The sequence below is a fragment of the uncultured Hymenobacter sp. genome (assembly GCF_964242765.1).
In the GTDB taxonomy this organism is placed as follows: Bacteria; Bacteroidota; Bacteroidia; order Cytophagales; family Hymenobacteraceae; genus Hymenobacter.
Genome location: NZ_CAXTBM010000008.1, coordinates 80,479 through 103,101, shown reverse-complemented (window position 1 = coordinate 103,101; position 22,623 = coordinate 80,479). Strand labels below are relative to the sequence as shown.

The window sequence follows — 22,623 nt, the reverse complement described above, 5'->3', positions numbered from 1 at the left end:
AAGAGAAAAGGTTTATTTAAAGAACTATGAAGAACGTTTTAAATCACAATCTACAACCATATTTTGAAAAATAGCCCCTGAATTTTAAAAATGACAAATTTCAAGAGCTAATAATTTTAATTATTGACCATCTGTATAATTTAATAAATATAATTCCCTCTATAAGTACATAATAGCTTGAGTAAGTGCAACGTACACCATTACTTATACTATTATAACCGAGTTGAAATTGATTATAGTGGATTTATAGATGTCTTGCTATATAACGTGGGGAGAGGATCTGGGACACTTATGCTGTTGGTATTCAACTCCGACTGTGGGTACAGGAAACGTTGAGGCAGGCCTTGCGTGCCGAAAGTTGGCAGATTGATTAGGTTTTTTGTGCGTCGAGCATCGTTGAAAGGTTCTATCTGACCAATGAAACTAAGGTAACGCTCGGTCAGAATCTCCTTCAACATATTAGTGGAGGTAGCACCACCTGGGATGTCGGCCAAGACATAGTCATCATACCGGCCTCCATATTGTACTGCCAACGCGTTCCGGTGAAGATTCAAATGAACTAGTGCCGTGCTTAAGTCACCGGCACGTGCATACGTTTCGGCCAGGATTAGCTGATTTTCGGAGTACGTAAGGATCGGGAAAGCAACGGCAGGTTCGGCGTAGCCCGAGTTGGTAAGCAGTCCGTAATTCTCGCGGTTGGAAGCCGGAGAGCGAGTAAAGAAATAGGAAAACCGCGCGGATTCGTTGGTTTTGGCGTTGTTGCGGTTGCCCGAGACTGTTGTCTGACGGCTTGGGTCGAGTAGGCGTGCCGCATAAGAATTGGTGGCCGACAAGTAACCTACACGCTCTGAGTTGAATTGGTAGTAAAAGTTTTCGGCGCCGTCCACTTCCTTATGAGGCATGAGCCAGTCATTGCCGGAATTGCTTATACCGCGCAAGGCAGTCCGGCGAGCCGAATCGTATTGCTGCGTGTGCAAAAAGTAGCGAGCCTTTAGCGTGTAGGCAGCTTCTGTCCAGCGTCCTCCGTCACCTTGGTAGAAGATGTCACGTTGTGAGCCGCCGCCGCCAGCTAGTTTGCTAATAGCCGCGTTAAGCTGCTGTTGCAGGTCTTCATATACCTGCTGTTGTGGATCATAGGCTGGGTTAGCAAAAGCAACAGGATCATTCACTTCCCGGAACGGTATGTCGCCAAAAAGACTGGCGGTGGTTCCTACGGCGTGGGCTTCCAAAACCTGCAGAATGCCTGCCAGGCGTGGGTTGCGTTCATTCAGAGCCGCAGCGGCAGCGATGCGGCTCTGCGTTACTATCTCTAAGTAGGTATTAGACCACATGTTGTCGAAGTTACTGGCCGCGACATCATACCTTCCTATGCTGGTGTACTGGTCCCTGGCGCCGGTAAATTGAGCTGTCCACATGGCGGAAATCCGGGCTGCTTCTCCTTCGTGAAGCAAGGCATCAGCTAACTCAATGCCTTGCAGCATAGTAGCGGCGTCAGCGAGAGCAGGATTATTCGGATCTACGTCGAGGTCGTTGACGAAATCTTGGCATGAACCAAGTGCAATTCCGACGCTTACGAGTAAAGCGGAGGTATATTTAAAGGCAATCTTCATGACGAGTTGATTTGTGGGCCAAGAGTAAACTAGTAGGTGACACGCAAGCCAATCAGGAAAGAGCGGGTACTTGGATTGTTGAAGTATTCCAATCCGCGGCCCGCGCTTTGACCGGTAAGATTTGTCTCCGGGTCCACTCCTTTAAATTCCTTGGTCCAAAGCACCAGGTTACGACCTGTAAGGGTTAGTTCTAGGTTGCTTAGCTTGGTGAAGCTGCGAAACCCCTCCGAGTTCAGATTATAAGCTAGCGTAACTTCCCGTAGCCGCATCCAGGTAGCGTCCTGGATGAAATGCTCACTGACATTACCAAACCCACCTCCCAAGCCTCGGTACCAAGCTTCATCTAAGGCTACCGGGCCACCACCAAAATTGTCGAGGCGACCTCGAAACGTGTAATTGCCATCGGCATCGGGGGTGTAGCGAGTTGCGACCGTCGAATTAGCTGGAGCACCATACACGCGAGTAGCGCGGGCTTCATCGGCCCCAAGTGTGGTTTCAACGTCTGTGTACTTCGATACGCCAAAATTGCGCAGAATACTTTCTGTGCCCGCCCAAATGTCACCACCTTGCTGACGCTCAACCAATATGTAAAGCCGCAATCCTTTATAGCTGAACGTGGTATTGAGGCCCGAACGCCAGTCAGGATTGGGGTCGCCTATTACACTTTCTTCAACTGCTGATCTAGGGAACCCTGGATTGTTTGGATCGATAACCAAATCGTTGTTATTCTCTGGGTCTCGTTCGAATTTGCGTCCCCATAAGGCGCTAAAAGGATATCCTTCTACAACACGTGCCGAAGTGCCAACAAAGCCATCGAGAAAGATGGATTCTGCGCCAGACACGCTTAGCACTTTGTTGCGGTTGCGTGTCCAGTTGCCCCCAACGTTCCAAGTGAAGTCATTGAGCTTTACTATATCGGCGTTTAAATCAACCTCAACGCCTCTATTCCGAATTTCGGCGGCATTAGCCCACTCCGAGGAGTAGCCCCTTGTTACGGAAACCGGCCGCGCAATCAATACATCGGAGTTGAGGTTCCGATAGTGCGTGGCACCAACTGTAATACGGTCTTGCAGGAAGCGCAAGTCCATGCCTACCTCTACCTCGTCTTTGCGTTCTGGCTTAAGAAACGGATTTCCGCGTACCGAACTGCGCTGAAAAGAAGCATTGAATGCCCCCGGATTTGCTGTTACCCCGTAGGTATCCGCGCTGATAGAAGGCACATACACGTCGCGGACTACGTAGAGGCGGGGCTCCAATCCCACTCTTCCGAACGCCGCCCGCACTTTACCAAAGCTCAAAACGCTGTTGTCTAGCAGCAAAGGTAATTTCGAGAACTGCCAAGCCAGATCCACCGAAGGATAGAAGAATCGACTTTGGGTGCTAGCGCCGAAAGTGGACGCATTTTCCAGACGGCCCGACGCATTGAGGAAGAGCTGTTCGTTGTACACCAGATTCAGCGTGGCATAGCCGGCTGAGTTTCGACGCTTGGATTCGTAGTCGAAGGCTTGCGTATTTTCGAAAGAAGCATTTCCAAAAAAGCTTTGGCCGCGTAAGTCTTGCACAAAACGGCCATAGGTTGCGCCATAGTTGAACTCAGTCCGCTGGTTTAAGTTCATGCCCACCAGCAACGTAGCACTCAGCTTTTCGCTAAAAGAGTGGGTAGCCCGAGCAAAGATGTCGCTGTTGAGCTGCGTTTCCGAAAACGATTCCTCTGTCGCCAACCCTAGCCCATCGTTGTCGGCTGAATTGATAGGGAAGAGGTCTTTGCGGATTTCAGAATAAAAATCAGCGCCGAAGCGGGCCGTTAAGCTCAGCCAGGGCAAAGGATCTAGCCCTACTTCCGTGGAGCCAATAAAACGGTCAACGGTGTTGGGCGTGAGCTGCTCTCTCATTGTCCAGAGCGCGTTGTTGTAGCCTGGATTGGCCGCCGCCCCAATGGGGTTGCGATAGGAGCGTTGCCGGTTGTTGTTTACGTCACCGTTCGGACTGAAAGCGGTGCCGATATAATCACTTTGATCGAAATCGGGGGATGTTCGCAGCAGTCCTAAGTACAGGCCGCTTCTATTAGAACCCTGCTGAATACGGTTGGAGTTGACGCGACTGTAGGTGGAGTTGCCAGCCAAGCGCACTACTTTGTTGAAGCGCTTCTCGGCATTAAGGCGGGCCGTTGAACGGCGATAATCTTGATTGGTGCGAACAATACCCTTCTGATTCAAGTCAGACAAACTCACAAAAATATTGCTCTCGCGGGTGCCAGCACTCAAGCTTAGGTTGTTCTCTAAGAAATGGCCCGTGTGAAATACTTCGTCGAAGTTTTGTTGTAAGAACGTTTGTTGGCTGTTCTTCCGGATGATAGGACGATAAATGTCGCCGTCGGCCGCTACGAAGTAGCCTGCTTCAGACTGCGTATCCACTTCGTCTGGTTCGCCACTTCTGTTGGCAATAATATCGCCCCATGTATAACCCGTATTTGTATTGGGGTCGGTAGGCGCACTAAACAGCCCGCCTGAACCTTGCCCGTACCTGTCCTGTAAGTCGTGCTTATAAGAAATTCGGTCGATGGAGTAGGTAGCGCCATACGTCACACTCAGTTTCCCGCCTTCCGTGTTACCTCGCTTGGTGGTGATAACAAGTACGCCATTAGACGCGCGTGACCCCCATAAAGCAGCGGCGGCGGCCCCCTTCAAGACCTGCACGGAGGCAATATCATTGGGGTTAATATCATTCAAGCGGGACTGCTGCGCCACACCCGCAGTGGAAGTGAGTTGTGAGCCCACCCCCGAAGATGTGTTGAACATGGGCACGCCATCAATGACAATCAGCGGCTGCGTTTCCCCATAGATGGTGTTTTGGCCTCGTATCTGGATATAGGCTCCTGCTCCAGGATCACCATTAGAGCGAGTGATTGCCACTCCGGAAGCTTTGCCCGACAAGCCCGTGATTACACTGGTCTCACCCGATTGGGCTACGGCTGCTCCCGTCACGCGAGACGTTGCCGTACCTAACTCGTCTTTGTTTTCTTTTATCCCAAGTGCCGACACCACCACTTCGCTGAGTTGTTTGGTGTCAGCTTCCATGGCTACGTTGAGTACTCCGCTTCTAACCGGTAGCTCAATAGTGTTATAGCCAACAAAGCTAAACGACAGCGTAGTAGTGGTAGTAGGCACGTCCAAGCTGAATGCGCCATCAGCGCCGGTTGAGGTGCCTCTGGAAGTACCCTTAGCCAGAACCGTTACCCCAGGCAGACCTTGGCCGGTGGCTTGGTCCGTGACCTTGCCGGAAACGGTCTTGGTTTGTGCTATTGCTTGCTGCACGAGGCCCGTCAGTGTCAAGGGAATCAACAGTAAAGATTTCTTCATAGAGAATGATAAAGGTGTGAGAGAGGAATAACCGTTTGGAAAATACTGAAAAATTCATAGAATCTCATTATATAATATAGGGCCACGTTTTTTCATGGTAATATTATTATTGACCGCTACTGCTCAAGACTACTTCTCTTAATTGAGGTTAGCCATAAAAGCGAGCCAGTCAACAATAGTTAATTTATAAGGCCAGAGTAAGTAGGATTTACCATGGGAGCGAACAATTTATTTGTTAAGTTTGGGATAAATTTTCTTCATTTATTCACCTTCACTCACCTAACGCTCAGTTTATATGAGAAAAATTCTCCTGAGTGCGCTTCTAGTGTCGCCTGTCCTGATGCAGCAGGCAGCGGCGCAGAATCGCAACATCACGGGCCGCGTGACAGACACGGCAACCGGTCAAGGTCTTCCCGGTGTGACAGTGCTGGCTAAGGGTACTTCTATCGGCACTTCCACAAATGCTGATGGATCTTATACAATAAGCGCTCCAGCAACAACAACTACGCTTACTTATAGCTTTATTGGTTACACGAGCCTCGAACGTTCTATCGGCGACGCATCTACCATCAATGTAGCACTTGCCACGGATACCAAACAACTAGGCGAAGTAGTTGTAACAGCACTTGGACGCGAGGAGCAAAAACGAAGTCTAGGCTATGCCGTTCAGGAGGTGCAGGGGGCTGACCTGACTCAGGCTCGCGAATCCAACGTAGTAAACTCACTTGCTGGTAAAGTAGCTGGTGTGCAGGTTTCTAACAGCACTGGAGCGGCCGGTAGCTCGTCCCGTATTGTAATACGAGGTGCAAAATCTATTGCCGGTAACAACCAACCGCTGTTTGTTATTGATGGCCAGCCAATTGATAACTCGAGCTTTTCTAACTCTGGTTCAGGTGGTGGTATTGACTACGGTAATGCAGTTTCTGATATTAGCCCGGACGATATCGAAACCATGACTGTACTGAAAGGGGCAACTGCTTCTGCTCTGTATGGTACACGTGGAGCCAATGGCGTAATTGTCATTACCACTAAATCAGGGCGTAAGTCTCGGGGCCTCGGTATTAGCTTCAATAGCACCACCTCTTTCGAATCACCTCTGAAGACGCCTGATTTGCAGGATCAATACGGTCAGGGCAGTAATGGTCAATTTGAATATGTGGATGGTGCAGGTGGTGGTACTAATGACGGCACCGACGAGAGTTGGGGACCTAGATTAGACGGCCGTTTAATTCCTCAATATAACTCACCTATAGTTAACGGTGTACGAGAGGCTACCCCTTGGGTAAGCCCTGGAAAAGATAACGTTAGAAAGCATTTTTTTGAAACTGGACGCACCCTCACAAACAGCTTAGCTTTATCGGGAGGAAATGATAAGGCTGGTGTTCGAGTCTCTTATACCAATTTAGATAGCAAGGGTATTTTATATAATACATTCTTGCGTCGCAATACTGTGAATGTCAATGGTGGCGCTGACATCACGAATAAGTTTAAGATTAGCACCAACATTAACTATTCAGAAACTCGCGGCCGTCGTCCTGGCCAAGGTTATGATGAATTGAACGTAATGCAGCAGCTGTACACCTGGTATGGCCGTCAAGTTGATGTACGGGACTTAAAGAGCCTTTACGAGAGTGGTCAGCGCAATACTAATTGGAATTCTAACTACCACAGTAACCCTTATTTCATTTTAGGTGAAGCCACTAACGATGATAAGCGTGAGCGGGTAATTGGTAATTTAACCTTGACGTACGCTGTAAATGATTGGTTGAACCTGACTGCGCGTACAACCAATGACCTGTACAATCAGCTGAACCAGCGTCGAGTACCCGCTGAAACGATCAACAACCTACAACAGGATGATTATACAGAGGAACGCATTCGAGTATTGGAGCGCAATACAGAGTTTTTAGCGACTGCTAATCGTAACCTCACAGAAGATTTCAACCTTGATGTGTTGGTAGGGGCCAACCGTCGGGACAATCAACTCGATAGAAGTCAGGTAGCTGCCCCTAATCTAGCTGTACCCGGTCTTTTCTCACTAGGCAACGCTGCAGGGGGGTTAGTTACTGGCAATAACTTTGATGTCAACAGTAACAGTAACAATACAGCAATTCTAAATCCAGAGCAAAATCGTCGCATTAACAGCGTGTACGGTTCGGCGAAAATTGGCTACAAAAACTTTGCGTTCTTAGGTGGTACGGTACGTAACGACTGGTCATCCACTCTGCCAGCTGCCAATCGTTCGTTCTTTTATCCCTCTGTCGATGCTTCGGTAATTTTAACTGATGCATTTGGCTTGCAAGAATCGGCTTTATCGTTTGCTAAAATTAGAGGTGGCTATGCTCAGGTTGGCAATGACACTGATCCTTACCGACTAACAGATATCTATACTGGTGGTACAGCCTTCGGTACTCGTCCTGTACAGACAGTATATAATACTCGTTATAACCCCAATCTGAAACCTGAGCGAACCAGTTCTAGTGAAGTAGGTGTAGAAGTAAGATTCTTAAAGGACCGTGTTGGACTTGATGTTACTGCTTATCAGGCAACAAGTACTGACCAGATCTTGACAGTTTTAACTTCTGCTACTTCTGGTTATACTGCTTCAGTGCTCAATGCTGGAACACTGACTAACCGTGGTGTCGAAGCTGTTTTAACTGTCGCCGCACTAGCGCCAACTAGCGCTTTTCAATGGAATCTGACGGCTAATTTCGCTGCAAACCGCAACCGAGTAAAAGAGTTTGACGAAGCAGGCCAGATTAAGAATTACGTAATCGGTCAATCGGGCTTTGGGGTAAACGTTGAAGCTCGGGTAGGTGAACAATATGGAGCACTGTTTGGTGATGCTTTCCTGCGGGTACCAGATGGAGAGTATGCCGGCCAGATAGTTAATGGTGCTGATGGAACCCCACTAGTAGATCCGACTCGTAGAGTCCTGGGACATTACACCCCTGACTGGGTTGGTGGCTTAACCAACCAGTTTGCTTACAAAGGCCTTAACTTGAGCATTACGATAGATACGCGTCAGGGAGGAGAGCTACAGAGCGAAACGAACATGTGGGGTATGTATTCTGGGGCGCTTGAATCGACGCTTCAAGGGCGTGAAGGTGGGCTGATTGCTCCTGGCGTGATACGTAACGCTGATGGTACCTACCGGCCGAATGATGTTCAGGTTAGCGCTCAAAACTACTTCTACGCTTATGCTTATAACGCTCGTGAAAGCTCGGTTTATGATGCTTCTTTCGTAAAGCTACGTGAAGTTCGCCTGGGCTATCAGTTGCCAAAATCATTGGTTGAGAAAACTTTTCTGAAAGGCATTGGGGTTTCATTTGTAGGCCGTAATCTGTGGCTGATCAGTTCGCATGCTCCTGGCATCGATCCGGAAACTTCATTTAATAATGGCAATACACAAGGCTTGGAATCCACTCAAATTCCTTCTACTCGTAGCCTTGGTTTTAATGTAAACCTGACGCTGTAATTGATTATAGAGTTGCCGAACCGGCAACTCTATTACTCTCTAAATTTCTTAACATGTTTTCTAAATACAGCAAAATCATCTTGGCACTTCCTCTGGCTCTCAGCCTTGGTGCCTGTGAAAAAGACTTTGACGCGCTTAATACAAACCCTAATAACGCAACCGTTGGTAACCCTGCGTATATTCTTACTAACGCTGAGCAATCTAATATATATCGTCTTTTTGATGTGCCAGTAAGTCAAGATGGCGCATTACTCATTGTTCAGCATTGGGCAAAGGTACAATATACAGAAGAGGACCGTTATGCTTTCCGCTCAGGGTCTTACCAGAGTATTTGGGACGGATTTTATGCTAATGGTCTGCAGGACTTCAACGAGCTAATTCGTCAAGGTCAAACAACTAATAACCCAAATCTTCAGGCTGTTGGTCTGATCATGCGGAGCTATTTCTTCTCCGTATTGACTGATCTATATGGCGATATACCCTACTCGGAAGCGCTTCGCTTATCAGAAAGTATCCTGACTCCTAAGTATGACACTCAGCAGCAAGTATATACTGGTATACTTGCTGATTTGAAATCCGCTGATGGGTTAATTCAAACTACCGGTCCAGAGGTAGGTGGTGATGCCATTTATGATGGTGACATGACGAAGTGGAAGCGCTTTGCTAACTCACTGCGCTTACGCTTGGCTATGCGTATTATTGATGCGGATGCATCTCTTGCTCGCACTAATATTAGTGAAGTGCTAAATGGCACTACTCTATTATTGTCGAGCAATAGCGATAATGCACAACTTGAGTTTTTAACTAGTGCCTCAAACACAAATCCTGTTTATTTTAACAGATTGACTCGAGACGACCATCGTGTTAGCCGAACGATTACCTCGCGTCTGTCACGTCTTAATGACCCGCGTTTAGGAATATATGCTGATCACCCGGAGACAGGTGATTCCACTGCTTTCTATCGTGGAGTTCCTAATGGCCTTACAAATGCGAATGCTGCTGCTTTAGGTCCATTCTCGTCTACTTCCAAAGTTGGTAGTGTTTTCACTGCCGCAGATGCACCTGGCGTATTGATGACGTATTCTGAAGTTTTGTTTCTGAAGTCCGAAGCTATTGCTCGAGGCTTGGTAACAGGCAATGCTACGACCGAATACAATAATGCTATACGTGCATCTTTAAGTCAGTACGGTATTAGTGCGACTGATGCGGCAACGTATATGGCTCAGCCTTCAGTAGAAATGACCATTACTACTGCTAATTACAAACAAGTTATTGGCAATCAAAAATGGATTGCGCTTTACGGGCAAGGTGTCGAGGCTTGGTCGGAGTGGCGGCGCTTGGATTACCCAAATCTGAAAGTTGCAGCTTCTCCAGCTGCTGCTGCAGGGGGACGAATACCAGTACGCTTTCGCTATCCTCAAAATGAGCAGTCTACTAATAACTCTAGCTATACAGCGGCTGTAGCAAATCAGGGTTCTGATGTACTTACTACTAAACTGTGGTGGGACAAACTCTAGCAGGAGCAAACTATGTTTTTCAAAAAGCTCTCCAGTAATTCTGGAGGGCTTTTTTATTGAGTTCATATGTTGCAAAACACAAAAACATGCTGTTAGTGTTTATTGCCTCGCTGTTTACACAACTCACTCTTCGACACCTACTGAATGCTACTATTAACTCGTCATTATATGATGTTGATGATTAGAGAAAATAAAGGGGGTCTTACCTTAGTAACATTGCAGAAGGCAGTAGTTATGCCAAGAACATGAAACAAATGGGTCCGAGCCTTTAACATATATAATTATATAGGACTGCTAATCCCCAAATGCATTAATTTAAATAATTCCGGTTTTGCTGGCTTCCTCGATATATAAACTTGTAAGTTAACTCTGCATCAGATAGGCTCTGATGGATTCGTTTAAATTGTCATAAAGCACATTTTGTATATCAGTGCGCTCAATGCTGATACGGAGCTTCTTGACAAGTTTGTAGAGGTGCAATACCTAGTTGCGGATTTAGGAGCCAAAGTCGATACGCTCCTTGCTGGCTTCCACTTTGTCGCACTTAGTATAGGCTGATTATACTGTTTAGAGTCAGAGGATTATAGACTATTTTTATGTAGCTTAAAATAGATAATTAACTAAAGTCTACAGAAGTGCTATGAGAGATTTAACAATACAGTCGTCTTGAATAATAAGGCCAAGTTTATTCGTTATGTTTGAAAGAAGAATTCTTCAATTATTCCCTCTCACTCACCAAATCATTTAGCTACATGAGAAAACTTTTCCTCAGTGCGTTCTTGGCCTCACCAATCCTGATGCAGCAGGCAGTGGCGCAAGATCGTAGTATCTCAGGCCGTGTGACAGACTCGGCTAGTGGCCAAGGACTTCCTGGCGTAACAGTGCTGGCTAAAGGCACAACTATCGGTGCCTCTACTAACGCTGATGGTTCTTATGTGTTAAGTGTACCTGCCTCAGTTACCACACTTACGTTTAGCTTTATCGGCTATAGCACAATAGAGCGTGTTATTGGTGATGCCTCTACTGTTAGTGTAGGGCTAACGGCATCAGCACGGGACCTAGACGAAGTGGTAGTAACCGGTTTGGCTACCTCTATTAAACGTTCCAACCTAGCTAATGCTGTTACCACTATTTCCGCTAAGGAGTTGGTCGGGAGCACGCGGCCCGTAACGGTAGATGCAGCGTTGAGTGGTAAGGTAGTAGGAGCCAATATCGCGCAAACTAGTGGAGCACCTGGTGGGGGCCTTTCTGTGCAGTTGCGTGGCATTTCTACTATCAATGGCTCCTCGCAGCCACTATACATCATTGATGGCGTATATGCAGTAAATTCCGACACTGGTAACGGAGCAGGTGGTGCTGCATTCTCGGGTGCTGCCGCGGGCACAGGACGTACTACACAAGATAATGGTATCAATCGTCTGTCAGATATTAACCCAAGTGATATCGAGTCGATCGAGATTCTGAAAGGTCCTAGTGCAGCTGCAATCTATGGTACGCGTGCCAATGCAGGGGTAATCATTATTAAAACGAAGCGAGGTGCGTCGGGTAAAACCCGTATTAGCTTTAGCCAAGATTTAGGTTTTGCCGAAGCCTGGCGTCTTCTGGGTAAGGAGGATTGGACACCGGAGAAAATTGACCGGATCTATGCTGGTCCGCGTGCTGTAGCAGAGAAGCAAAAGTTAGCAGATGCGCAAGCTGCCGGTAAAATCTACGATTACGAAAAGGAAATCTATGGCAATACAGCCTTCCTGCGAAACACGGGACTGAGTGTTTCCGGTGGTAACGACCAAACAAAATTCTTTGTTTCCGGCTCTACTACCAATGAGGAAGGTATTGTAAATCGTACAGGATTTGAGCGTCACTCGATCCGCGCAAACATTGACCACAAGATTGGTAAGCGCGTTGATATTGGGCTGAGCGGAAACTACATTAATTCTCAAAACAGACGCGGTTACACCGGCAACGATAATAGTGGTATTGCGCTAGGATATAACCTAGCCTACCTCCCGAGCTATACAGAATTGCATCCAAATGCAGCTGGCCAGTTTCCTGATTCGGAATACACTGGTGACAACCCACTAGCAGTAGTGGATCGGGCTATTAATGAGGAAACGACTAACCGCGTCGTTCAGACCGGTAACATAGTTGTACGTCTTATCGACAACGAATCCTCTTCGCTGCGGTTTGCAGGGCAGGGGGGAGTGGACTTCTCGGCCAGTGAAGCGCTCCTAGCGCTACCAGCTGACATGCAGTCGCAGCGTGCTAAGGCTTTGCCAGGAGCCGCCCGCATAGCTAAGAATAACTTCTTCAATTCCAATTTGCAGGGCTTCCTGATCTATGATTGGAAAATAGGTAGCAATGTCAACCTAACTTCACAGGTAGGTACAGTGCGCTTATCGCAAAAACAAAATCTAACCTACAACCAAGGACAGAACCTGTCGCCTGGCCCACCCTACACTCCAAACCGGGGTACGGTAACTACGCAGGAAACATTTATATCGGAAGAAGCTGACTTGGGTTTTGTGGCTCAGCAAGAGGCAAACTTTCGAGACCAAATTATTGCCACGGCTGGTATTCGTTTCGACAAATCAAATCGTAATGGTGACTCGGAAAAATATTACGCCTTTCCCAAGGCCTCGCTGGCAGTAAACGTAGCGAAATTCGACTTCTGGTCACTACAGCAGATGAACCTGCTGAAATTGCGGGTAGCGTACGGGGAAACCGGTGGACCAGCGTTTTTCAACGGCTTGTACTCGCCGTTGACGTCAATCTCGACAGGCAACCGTCCGGGTTTGCTGCCTTCTACCTTGCTAGGTAATCCAGACGTAAGGCCGGAACGTGCCTCCGAGCTAGAAGCTGGTATTGACTTGGGCTTCCTGGAAAACCGAATTGGTATTGAAGCATCGGTCTACAATAAAGAGGTGTTCGACCTAGTAAATACGTATGCTTTGGCACCAGCCACCGGCCTATCTTCAATCCGAGCCTATAACATAGGTGATTTGCGTAACCGCGGTTTAGAATTGGCTTTAAATGTAAATCCTGTTCGTAGCAACCTTATTAATTGGAACTCGACAACACAATTTTGGCTCAACCGCTCGGAAGTAACTAAGTTGTATGAAGAGCCATTAGTTGTGACGCCCTTTAATACGGGCTCGGGCTTTGGCGCAACCTTCGGCCGCAACGTGTTTGTGGTAGGAGAGTCACCTTCGCGCTGGTATGGAACGCCAAATGATCCGAACAGCCCGAACTTCAGTGGCCTGACGCGTTACGAAGATGCGCAGCCAACATTTCAAATGTCGTTCCTGAACTCGTTTACTGTCGCGCGTAATTTTGAGGTGTCTTTCCTGTTTCACTGGAAAAAGGATGGTTACAACAGCAACCTAACTCGCTTATTGAAGGATGAGGGTGGTACTACCGAGGACTGGAGCCAGCCAAGTGGGCAGGTGAATGCCGATGGTGAACCACTTACTAACGGCGAGTATCGTCAGACACTCTCAGCCCGTGAGTTCATTCAAAATTCGGGTTACGTACGTCTGCGTGAGGCTTCGATCTACTATTCGCTTCCAGCTAGTATACGAACTAGTATATTCAAAGACTACGTGCAGAATATTCGCATTGGCGTGTCAGGGAACAATTTGGTAACCTGGACGGATTATGTAGGCTACGATCCTGAGGTGTCGAACTTTGGTTCTACAGCTAACTTCGCTCAAGTAGATGTGGCAGCTTATCCGAGCACTCGTCGGGTATTCTTTCACCTCGGTATAGACTTCTAATTCAGGATTTTACTTCAGACCTCACTTGTCATGCAATATTCTCACCATAAGTTCAAGCTGGCAGCGTTTGCGCTAAGCTTGCTGCTTGGTACTTCTTCTTGCGGTTACTTCGAAACAGAACCATTAGAAGACCCGAACAACCCAGGTCTAGATGCCGTCCTCTCTAATGCCAATAAAGCACAGTTAGATGCATTAGCAGTAGGGGTAGAAGCTTCTTACCGCATCATTCACACTACCAATGCTCCGTACAACTGGCTAGCAGGAACGCTAGGCCGGGAAATAACTGTGTTGGCGGCTACCGAGTCGCGGTGGTACGGGGAGCTACAAGGCACTCGTCCCTCTCTCGACGATGCTGCATATTACAACGCGTATTACATTCCTTTGGCGCAAACGCGGCGAGCTGCACAGGTGTTCCGGCAGTCGGCTGCTAATAGCCAAGCTCTTACAGATGAGCAAAAACAAGGCGTTGCAGGCTTTACCCACACCTACGAGGCACTAGCCAAGCTGCTATTGCTCAATATGCAAGGCGACCAAGGCATTCGCATTGACTTGGATGATCCTCTGAAGCCAGGTAAATTTGTATCTGAAGCAGAAGCTTTTACAAATATTCGCCAGTTGCTTGATCAAGGAGCTAGTGAATTAGATGCAGCCGGAACCAGCTTCGGTTTTCCGCTATCGGCCGGCTATACAGGGTTCAGTACTCCTGCTACATTCAAGCAATTCAACCGCGGCCTTGCTGCTCGTGTTGCGCTGTATCAGAGAGACTATGCTGGAGCTAAGACTGCGTTGGCTACGTCATTTTATAACCCAACAGGAAGTCTGACAGCAGGCCCTAAAGTAGTCTTTAACCCTGCCATTGCGGGTGATCAAGGCAATGCTTATTTCCAGGTAACTAATAATACTGGTACCAATGTGGTAGGTGTACCAGACAATTTTGTTACGGAGGCAGAAACCGGTGACGCGCGTTTGGTTAAAGTCGGTCTTCGCAGTGCGCCGCGCGTAACAGGAGGAATCACAGCTAATTACGAGGCCAGGGTATTTACTTCGAATACCAGTTCACTGGACATTATGCGCAACGAGGAACTCATTCTAATTTCTGCTGAAGCCAAAGCTAACACCAACGACTTAGCTGGTGCGTTAGCAGATGTGAACGTTATTCGCACACGTTCAGGCTCGTTGCCAGCCTTAACCGTGCCTTTCGGTTCGGTGGAGCAGGCTACGAACGAGATTCTCAAACAGCGTCGTTACTCATTGTTTTATGAAGGGCATTACTTTGTCGACTTACGTCGCACGGGTCGTCTCAGACCGATAGTTTCCCCCGGTCAGACTCTTGCTTACAGCACAGGCCCATATATCTTATTTTCTAAAATGCCGAGGCCAGCTGCTGAGAAAGCCTGGGACAGTGTCAACCCATAGTAGTAGTTCTAAAAGTAAAAAGGACTCTATGCAATGCATGGAGTCCTTTTTACTTTTAGAACATTTTATAAATAACGCCAAGCTGAAGGTTGTGCGCTAGCTCTGCATCAAAAACCCCTTAATATACTCATCCAAGTCGCCATCCAGCACATTCTGCACGTCGGTGCGCTCGATGCCTGTACGGAGGTCTTTGACGAGTTTATAAGGATGAAGCACGTAGTTGCGGATTTGGGAGCCAAAGTCGATACGCTTCTTGGTGGCTTCTACTTTGTCACGCTCAGCATGGCGCTTGTCCATCTCAATCTGATAGAGGCGCGACTTAAGCATGCGCAAGGCGTGCTCTTTGTTCATGAGCTGACTGCGCTCGATCTGCACGGCGATGATAATACCAGAAGGAGCGTGCGTGAGGCGTACGGCCGTTTCCACTTTGTTCACGTTCTGGCCACCCGCTCCACCTGCCCGAAAGGTATCCCAACTGATGTCAGCGGGATTGATTTCGATATTGATCGTATCATCAATTACTGGGTAAGCAAACACCGAGGCAAAGGAAGTATGGCGCCGGCCGCTGCTATCAAATGGCGACATGCGCACCAAGCGGTGAACTCCTATCTCGCTTTTGAGGTAGCCATAAGCGAAGTCGCCGTCTATCTCCAACGATGCAGATTTGATGCCGGCGCCTTCACCAGGCTGGTAGCTGATTTGGCGCACACCAAACCCGTGACCTTCCGCCCACATAATGTACATGCGCATTAACATTTCGGCCCAGTCCTGGCTTTCGGTGCCACCGGCACCGGGGTTGATGTCGATGACAGCCGAGAGTTGGTCTTCTTCGTCGGATAGCATCCGTTTGAACTCCAACTGCTCTATTTTCTTGAGAGTGGCGTCGTAGTCGGCTTGCATTTCTGCTTCGGGCACATCGCCTTCTCTATAGAAATCAAAGAGAACCTCGGTATCAGCTATAGCTTGTTGGACGGCTTCATAATCGTCGGTCCAGGTCTTAACGGCCTTGATTTCGCGTAGAGTGGTTTCGGCGGCTTTGGAATCGTCCCAGAAGCCGGGAGCGGTGGTTTCGGCCTCAGTAGCTACTACTTGTGCTTTGCGGGTGTCGTAGTCAAAGGTACCTCCTCAGGGCCTCGGCGCGGCCCTTCAATTCCTTTACCTGATCTTGGGTCATCGGGAATATAGTATGCGTGAATGGGTATGAGAAAGCAACAAAGGTAGCCGGATTAGTGGCTTGAATCGGGGGCAAAATCTAGGGTTACTTGCTTTTTTACAACAAAGGACCTCCTGCGGAAAATGTCAGAGCCTCAGCATGAGGCTCTGACATTTTCCGCAGGAGGTCCTTTGTTGCGCAAGAAATACGCTTACACCTTCAATACTACACTGCTACCATCCAGTTGTGCGTATCGGGCGTTTGTTTGGTGCGAATGGCATGCAGGGTGGAAGTTGCACGGGCAGAAAAGCTGTCGGTGCTCGGCGTGGGCAGTTCGTAATCGTGACCTTGGTAGCCGATAACAGCAATGGGCGCAATGGTAGCCGCAGTTCCTACTCCAAATGCCTCTTCTAATTTGCCAGCAGCTAGGGCCTCCATAAGCTCGACGGCTGATACTTTGCGCTCTTCTACCGGTATGTCCCAGTCGCGGGCCAGTTGAAGCACGCTACGACGCGTTACTCCATCGAGGATGGAGGTGCTTAAAGCCGGCGTAATCACTTTGCCATCCACTACGAAAATAGCGTTCATCGTGCCCGATTCCTCGACATAACGGTGCTCGGAAGCATCGGTCCAGATAAGCTGGTTGTAGCCTTCCTGCTGCGCTAATTTGGTTGGATACATGGCTGCACCATAGTTGCCCGCATTCTTGGCATAGCCGGCGCCCCCTTCCGCAGAACGTACATATCGTTCTTCGAAGCGTACCCGCAGCGGCTTGTTGTAGTACAAGCCAACCGGGCAAGTAAAGATAACCATACGGTATGTGTCGGAGGGACGTACTCCAATAAAGCCATCGGTGGCGAACATAAACGGACGGATATAAAGGGCACTGCCCGGCGCATCGGGTACCCAATCACCATCAATCCGAATAAGCTGACTGAGCCCTTGCATAAATAGTTCTTCGGGCACCAACGGCATGCACATCCGCTCGGCCGAAGCGTTGAGGCGGCGGAGGTTGTCGTAGGGCCGGAAAAGAGCAATATCCCCGTCGGGGTTCTTGTAGGCTTTCATGCCCTCAAAAATGGCTTGGCCGTAGTGCAGAGCCGAATTGGCCGGACTTACGGGCATATCACCGTAAGGCAAAATTTGTGCGTCCTGCCACTCCCCGTCGCGGTAATCCACCACAAACATATGGTCGGAAAAGGTTTTGCCGAACTCAAGGCGTTCGGGGTCCAGCTGTTGCAAGCGCGAGGCCGTGGTACGCTGAGTCCGGATGGTGAGGGTGTCGAGCATGAAAATCAGAGGAAAAGAGTAGGGATGGGGAATTTAGTAGGAGGGAGCGAAGCACTGACCAATGCAGCCAGGGTATGAATGAAACGAGCTAAATGGGGTTCTCGTTTCCGGTTTTTGGTTATCGTTCAACGACTACGAACCTAACGGAACGAAAGTCGGAAACCAACAATTTACATCCGGGGCAGCCAAGTTACTTCTTCCGCTCCCAGGTCGTGGGCCATCTGACGACTGAGAACAAACAGGTAGTCAGACAACCGGTTGAGATACATCACGACCAAGTCGGCTACAAACGAGTCCTCCCGCAAGTGAATGACTAAGCGCTCGGCGCGGCGGCACACGCACCGCGCCACGTGCGCAAACGACACCGACTGATGACCGCCCGGTAAAACAAACACCCGTAACTCCGGCAGTTGCGCGTTCATACGGTCCATTTCTTCCTCCAGCAGCGTCACGTCGGTATCGTGCAGGTCAGGGATTTTCATTTTCGACTTTTCAGGGTCGGAAGCTAACGAGGCGCCAATGGTGAACAGTCGGTCCTGAATTTCTTTCAGCAAGTCTCGGCGCGGGGCGTTCACGTCTTGATCACGCAACAGGCCAATGTAGGAGTTAAGCTCGTCCACAGTGCCGTAGCAGTCGATGCGCAGGCTAGATTTGGGCACCCGCGTACCACCGATGAGGGAGGTTAGGCCTTGGTCGCCGGTTTTGGTGTAAATCTTCATGAAGAATAGTTTAGCGTTATCGCCGCTTGAATAACGCTGCCTTCCAAGCTTGCGCTTGCAACTAGAATTGAAACGTCTTACCAGAAAAGGAAAGACCTTTTCTTCGGTAGTTGTGCAACGTAAAGGAAGTTAACACACCAACGGCAAAAAGGTCTTTTCTTGGCTGGAAGACGAGCGGCTTACTCTTCGGAAGCCGCCAGATTATAGCTGCTTGGCAGCTTGCTCGTGGTGGAGGGCCACGTCAGTATTTGCTTGATCGGACTCAACGAGGCCGTCGCGCAAACGCACAATGCGGTGCGCGTAGCGAGCAATATCCTCTTCGTGCGTTACCATGATAATGGTGTTGCCCTTGGCATACAAGGCCTCGAAGAGGTCCATGATTTCGTAGCTGGTTTTCGAGTCGAGGTTACCAGTTGGCTCGTCGGCCAAGATGATGCTCGGGTCGTTGACGAGGGCGCGGGCAATGGCTACGCGCTGGCGTTGTCCTCCTGATAGCTCGTTAGGGCGGTGTTTAGCGCGGGTGTCGAGGCCTACACTTCTTAATGCTTGCATTGCCTTCTCTTCCCGGTCGGGCTTGTTGTAGCCCGCGTAAATGAGGGGCAGCGCTACGTTATCCAGTGAGGTAGCGCGAGGCAACAGGTTGAAAGTTTGAAAAACAAAACCAATCTCTTTGTTGCGCACATCCGCTAGCTGATTGTCGCTCATACGGCTCACATCCTTGCCGTTGAGGATGTAGTTGCCGCTTGTAGGAGTATCAAGACAGCCAACAATATTCATCAACGTTGATTTTCCGGAGCCTGAAGGGCCCATGAAGGCAACATACTCACCACGTTGAATAGTGATGGTAACTGAGCGTAGGGCGTGAATTTCCTCAGTACCCATTCGATACATCTTCGAGATGTTATGGGTTTCGATAACGGGGTGCAGCATAGCCGGCCGGGTTAGTTCCAGGGAGCGACCACCGCGTCCTGAGTTGCACGGCGGGCGTCATAAATGGTACGAAAGGTAGCGTATTCGGCGGGTGAAAGCAATGTGCGCAACTTGTCGAGCGAGGTAGTGGCATACTCCGTCAACCCCATCGGAATAGCAGCTAACGTATACGCCTTTAACACAGAAATAGACTCAGGGTTAGATTCTACTGCACTTTGCAAAGTAGAGTAGGCCGTTTGATAGTCGAGCTGCTGCGTAAAGAAGTTGGCCGCGGCTAGTATTCCGGCCTCTTCAAACGGAGCTTCCTGCACAAGCTGCGTAAATAGCTGTCGAGCTTGCTTTGGTTGGTTTTCCAACACTGCCGCCGCGGCCCGATAGTACAACCGCTTAGGCTGATCAGATGGCGAAAAAAAGCTGTTTGCAGCTAATTGACGCAATTCTGTTGCCTTCTTCTGGCGTAGCAGCAACTCGCCACGCACCACATTCCAGGCGGAAGCAGTTGGTCCCTTCTCTTGGGCTGTCTTGGGGTAAAAGCGTGTTAAAATTTGCTGAACTGCGGCCAACTGGCCAGCTTGTAGCGCCCGCGGCAACTGCGCCAGCAAAGCCACTTCTCGGTATCGGGAATTTGTTAGATTAACAGCATAATGTAGTAAACTATCAAGATAAGGCGAGTTGCCGCGCAATACAACAAATTGTGTTTTAACGGAATCAGGAGTGCTAGTATATTCTGAATTAAAATTTAACGTTAGCACTCGTTGCAGTAGCTGAGCTGGCTGGTGCAAGCTGGAATCTGGTCCTTGAACCACTGCTCGAACAGCTACGCGTGCCGAATCCAACTGTTCGTTTAGGGCTAAAGCATATACCCGGTTCAAGCGTGCTTCGGTGTACCCATTGCGGCCGGCTTCGGCAAGGCGGGAAGCGGCCGAGCTATAAGCACGCTGTTCGAGAAGCCACAGGCCTTGTATGTTCTGGTAATAGGCGGCGCTAGGTGTGGCACCTACAGCAAGCGGCAGCAAGGTGGCTCGTGCGAGTACTTCCTGCCCGCCATAGTGCTGCATGAGCGCCTTCAAAAAAGTTAGCTGTTCGAAATAAGCCCCGTTGCTTGGTCGTTGCGCTAATCTCGTGAGAGCCTGCAAGTAGCTGGTATCTTGCTGTTGCACTTGGCGCAAAGTGGCGTGGTAGAGCCGAGCAAACTCTGGTACAGTGAGGTTAGCGGCCGCGTCAGGCGTACGGACTGGCATGGGTTGCGTGCCGGTTGGATAGAGTTGGTTTAAGAGCAACACATTGCTTTGCCAAGCGGCATCAGTAACTCTGCTCTGCTGTTGCACCAACGTTTGCGCCTCTTCAAACTGTTTGAGCTGCAACAGATAAGCCAACCGATTGGCTTGCACTACAAGGCTAGCGGGGGCAGCGGCTTCGGCCCGGTTTAGGTACCACACCACCGAATCAGTGAGAGTGGAGCGGGTATAAAGCTGCGCAAGGTCGTTGTTAAGGCTAGCGCTGGTCGGTGTACTTTTTAAGCCCTCACGCAAGGCGGCCAACCGGTCGAAGAAATCGGCAGGCTCGTTGTAAAGAGCCGCTAGGCGCAAGGATACTTTCTCGGAGGGGCGACGGCTCAGGGCACGACGCAGAATGTTGATTTCGTTTTGGCGCTGCAACCGGTATCGATATAAGGCAGCGCGACCCAGGCTGGCTTTGTGGTTGTGCTCGTCTAGTACGTCGCTTTCAGCATAGTAGCGTTCTGCTAATAAAGCCAATGCGTCGCCCTTAGGGTCTAGCTCACTTTGCAAGCGGGTCAGGTCGCCGAGGTTGTTGTAGTAGCCGGCTTGTACTTGGTGCAGCGTTTCGAGGTTGTAGCGAAATTCAAAGGCTGCTAAGCCAGCTATAGTTAGCACGTACACCGCGTACAAAGGCAGGCGGCGCGGCTCATACACCACGCGGTACACGCGCAGCCGTTGCCGGATAAGCGGCCCGAAGTTGACCAGCACATACAGCAGAAACACTGCCCCACCAATTAGCAACGCGAGAGCCGTAAACTGACGGGCTGCCAACAACAACGGGTCGTTGGCAGTGGCAAAAGCATAGCCCAAAAAGCCAGCGGCCAATACCACAAAAATCAAATACAAATGCGCCGCCGCAGGCCAATAAGGCAGCACCTCACCGTAAGAAGCTGCCCGACGCTGCAAGCCTAACCAGCCAATTGCCACGGCTGGCAGCAACAACACTAAGGGGTCGAAGCGCACACCGGGCAGAATCAGCAGTTCCCCACCATTCCATAGATACATGCCCAGAATGCCCAAATAGAGTACGCTGGAAGCTACGAAAGGGAGTAGTCCGAAACGGCTGGCAGGATTTTCAGCTTGGGTATTAAACCACAGCAACCCCTGGATATTCTCGAACGCCACCCACAGCACCAGCAAGCCCACTATCACCGCGCCACCAAGGGTCGCAAAGCTGGTGAGGTGCAGCCCAGTTTCATCCGGCGAAAAGTTGGAGCCAGTTAGTAACAGCGCACTCAGGCCAGCAACCAGCACCCCAAAAACAAGCAAACGGCGCCCTAGCGGTACCTCTGTCCAGAAGGCATGAAACGCATAGGCGGGCAACCCTAACACTGCTAGCGTCAGGATTAGGAAATACTGCTCCTGCGAATCGAACAAACCCAACAAATCCGCATTAAGCGACATCAGTAGGAAAATTACTCCAGCCATGCTCGCCACAAAAGCTGGCCTTTCCAGCGTGCTGACCACCGCCAGAAAGGCCGCTAGTGCCGCCGCCAGCAAGCCTAGCAGCGCCCACGCCGCCTCCGGACGGACGTAAGGCCCTACCATATCGTAAGTCTGGGTAAGCAAGTAGCTGTTCACCCGAATTGGCAATTCGGCAAGACCTACGCGGACCGCCGTCAACGTGGTAGGCACAGGCTTGAGTTGCGCTACTGCCTGTACGGGCAGCGCGGCATCATCGCCGGTGAAATAATGATATATAGCTAAAACAATAGCCCCAATAGCCAGCACCAGTAGGCCTAGCAGGAATGGACTGCGCCAGTTAGCGGCGCGGGAAGCAGAAGTTGTGGGCACCAGCAGTTATTCCAGCACTTTGGGTACGCGGAAATAATCCGAATCCTTACGTGGCGCATTGCGCAAGCCATCTTGGTGGCTAACGGTATTCTGCGCTTCATCGGGCCGCAGCACGTTTATTTCGTGCGACAGATGCACCAGTGGTTCCACATTAGTGGTGTCGAGCTGACGCAGTTGGTCCACCCAATCCAAGATTTCGTTAAGGGCCCCTAGCATCTGTTGCTCTTTCGATTCGTCGAGTTCCAAGCGGGAAAGGTGCGCTAGTTGGCGCAAGGTAGCAAGGTCAGTACTCAAGGGAGTGGTA

At 49.5% G+C, this 22,623-nt stretch carries 12 protein-coding genes and 1 pseudogene; 4 read left to right on the top strand and 9 right to left on the bottom strand.

Annotated elements, in window-relative coordinates:
• Positions 1–233 precede the first annotated feature (233 nt).
• Complete coding sequence (locus ACFE7X_RS05175; RefSeq protein WP_375434597.1) at positions 234–1,610, bottom strand: SusD/RagB family nutrient-binding outer membrane lipoprotein; 1,377 nt, start codon at positions 1,608–1,610, stop codon at positions 234–236.
• 29 nt (positions 1,611–1,639) lie between these two features.
• The gene (locus ACFE7X_RS05170; protein ID WP_375434596.1) at positions 1,640–4,969 is read right to left on the bottom strand and encodes a SusC/RagA family TonB-linked outer membrane protein; all 3,330 of its coding nucleotides are present in this window, start codon (positions 4,967–4,969) and stop codon (positions 1,640–1,642) included.
• 295 nt (positions 4,970–5,264) lie between these two features.
• On the opposite strand from ACFE7X_RS05170, the gene ACFE7X_RS05165 reads away from it, so the two are divergent.
• Complete coding sequence (locus ACFE7X_RS05165) at positions 5,265–8,447, top strand: SusC/RagA family TonB-linked outer membrane protein (RefSeq protein ID WP_375434595.1); 3,183 nt, start codon at positions 5,265–5,267, stop codon at positions 8,445–8,447.
• 53 nt (positions 8,448–8,500) lie between these two features.
• Complete coding sequence (locus tag ACFE7X_RS05160) at positions 8,501–9,964, top strand: SusD/RagB family nutrient-binding outer membrane lipoprotein (protein WP_375434594.1); 1,464 nt, start codon at positions 8,501–8,503, stop codon at positions 9,962–9,964.
• Between the two features lie 363 nt (positions 9,965–10,327).
• On the opposite strand, the pseudogene prfB (ACFE7X_RS05155) reads toward ACFE7X_RS05160, so the two are convergent.
• Positions 10,328–10,504, bottom strand: a pseudogene (prfB, locus tag ACFE7X_RS05155) (peptide chain release factor 2); the annotation flags it as partial.
• Positions 10,505–10,662: 158 nt separating this feature from the next.
• Here prfB (ACFE7X_RS05155) and ACFE7X_RS05150 point away from each other — a divergent pair.
• Together ACFE7X_RS05150 and ACFE7X_RS05145 are read left to right on the top strand one after the other, a co-directional pair.
• The gene (locus ACFE7X_RS05150) at positions 10,663–13,737 is read left to right on the top strand and encodes a SusC/RagA family TonB-linked outer membrane protein (RefSeq protein ID WP_375434593.1); all 3,075 of its coding nucleotides are present in this window, start codon (positions 10,663–10,665) and stop codon (positions 13,735–13,737) included.
• Positions 13,738–13,767: 30 nt separating this feature from the next.
• Entirely contained in the window at positions 13,768–15,153 is a 1,386-nt protein-coding gene (locus ACFE7X_RS05145; RefSeq protein WP_375434592.1) for a RagB/SusD family nutrient uptake outer membrane protein, read from the top strand.
• A gap of 96 nt (positions 15,154–15,249) precedes the next feature.
• Here ACFE7X_RS05145 and prfB (ACFE7X_RS05140) read toward each other — a convergent pair.
• From prfB (ACFE7X_RS05140) to gatC, 6 genes are all read right to left on the bottom strand, one after another.
• A protein-coding gene (prfB, locus tag ACFE7X_RS05140; protein ID WP_375434591.1) for a peptide chain release factor 2 occupies positions 15,250–16,327 on the bottom strand; the annotation gives its coding sequence in 2 pieces (ribosomal slippage) (positions 15,250–16,266 and positions 16,268–16,327; 1,077 coding nt in all).
• A gap of 204 nt (positions 16,328–16,531) precedes the next feature.
• Entirely contained in the window at positions 16,532–17,596 is a 1,065-nt protein-coding gene (locus ACFE7X_RS05135; protein ID WP_375434590.1) for a branched-chain amino acid aminotransferase, read from the bottom strand.
• A 170-nt stretch (positions 17,597–17,766) separates the two neighbouring features.
• Positions 17,767–18,315, bottom strand: coding sequence for a cob(I)yrinic acid a,c-diamide adenosyltransferase (locus ACFE7X_RS05130; protein ID WP_375434589.1), 549 nt, complete (start codon positions 18,313–18,315; stop codon positions 17,767–17,769).
• 201 nt (positions 18,316–18,516) lie between these two features.
• Positions 18,517–19,245: an ABC transporter ATP-binding protein gene (locus ACFE7X_RS05125; protein WP_375434588.1), complete on the bottom strand. Its 729-nt coding sequence runs from the start codon at positions 19,243–19,245 to the stop codon at positions 18,517–18,519.
• 11 nt (positions 19,246–19,256) lie between these two features.
• Entirely contained in the window at positions 19,257–22,319 is a 3,063-nt protein-coding gene (locus ACFE7X_RS05120; protein WP_375434587.1) for a tetratricopeptide repeat protein, read from the bottom strand.
• A 6-nt stretch (positions 22,320–22,325) separates the two neighbouring features.
• Complete coding sequence (gatC, locus tag ACFE7X_RS05115) at positions 22,326–22,613, bottom strand: Asp-tRNA(Asn)/Glu-tRNA(Gln) amidotransferase subunit GatC (RefSeq protein ID WP_375434586.1); 288 nt, start codon at positions 22,611–22,613, stop codon at positions 22,326–22,328.
• Between the last annotated feature and the right edge of the window lie 10 nt (positions 22,614–22,623).

Coding starts and splice junctions, on each gene's coding strand:
- ACFE7X_RS05175 (WP_375434597.1), bottom strand. CDS start 1,610: ATGAAGATTGCCTTTAAATATACCTCCGCTTTACTCGTAAGCGTCGGA.
- ACFE7X_RS05170 (WP_375434596.1), bottom strand. CDS start 4,969: ATGAAGAAATCTTTACTGTTGATTCCCTTGACACTGACGGGCCTCGTG.
- ACFE7X_RS05165 (WP_375434595.1), top strand. CDS start 5,265: ATGAGAAAAATTCTCCTGAGTGCGCTTCTAGTGTCGCCTGTCCTGATG.
- ACFE7X_RS05160 (WP_375434594.1), top strand. CDS start 8,501: ATGTTTTCTAAATACAGCAAAATCATCTTGGCACTTCCTCTGGCTCTC.
- ACFE7X_RS05145 (WP_375434592.1), top strand. CDS start 13,768: ATGCAATATTCTCACCATAAGTTCAAGCTGGCAGCGTTTGCGCTAAGC.
- ACFE7X_RS05135 (WP_375434590.1), bottom strand. CDS start 17,596: ATGCTCGACACCCTCACCATCCGGACTCAGCGTACCACGGCCTCGCGC.
- ACFE7X_RS05130 (WP_375434589.1), bottom strand. CDS start 18,315: ATGAAGATTTACACCAAAACCGGCGACCAAGGCCTAACCTCCCTCATC.
- ACFE7X_RS05125 (WP_375434588.1), bottom strand. CDS start 19,245: ATGCTGCACCCCGTTATCGAAACCCATAACATCTCGAAGATGTATCGA.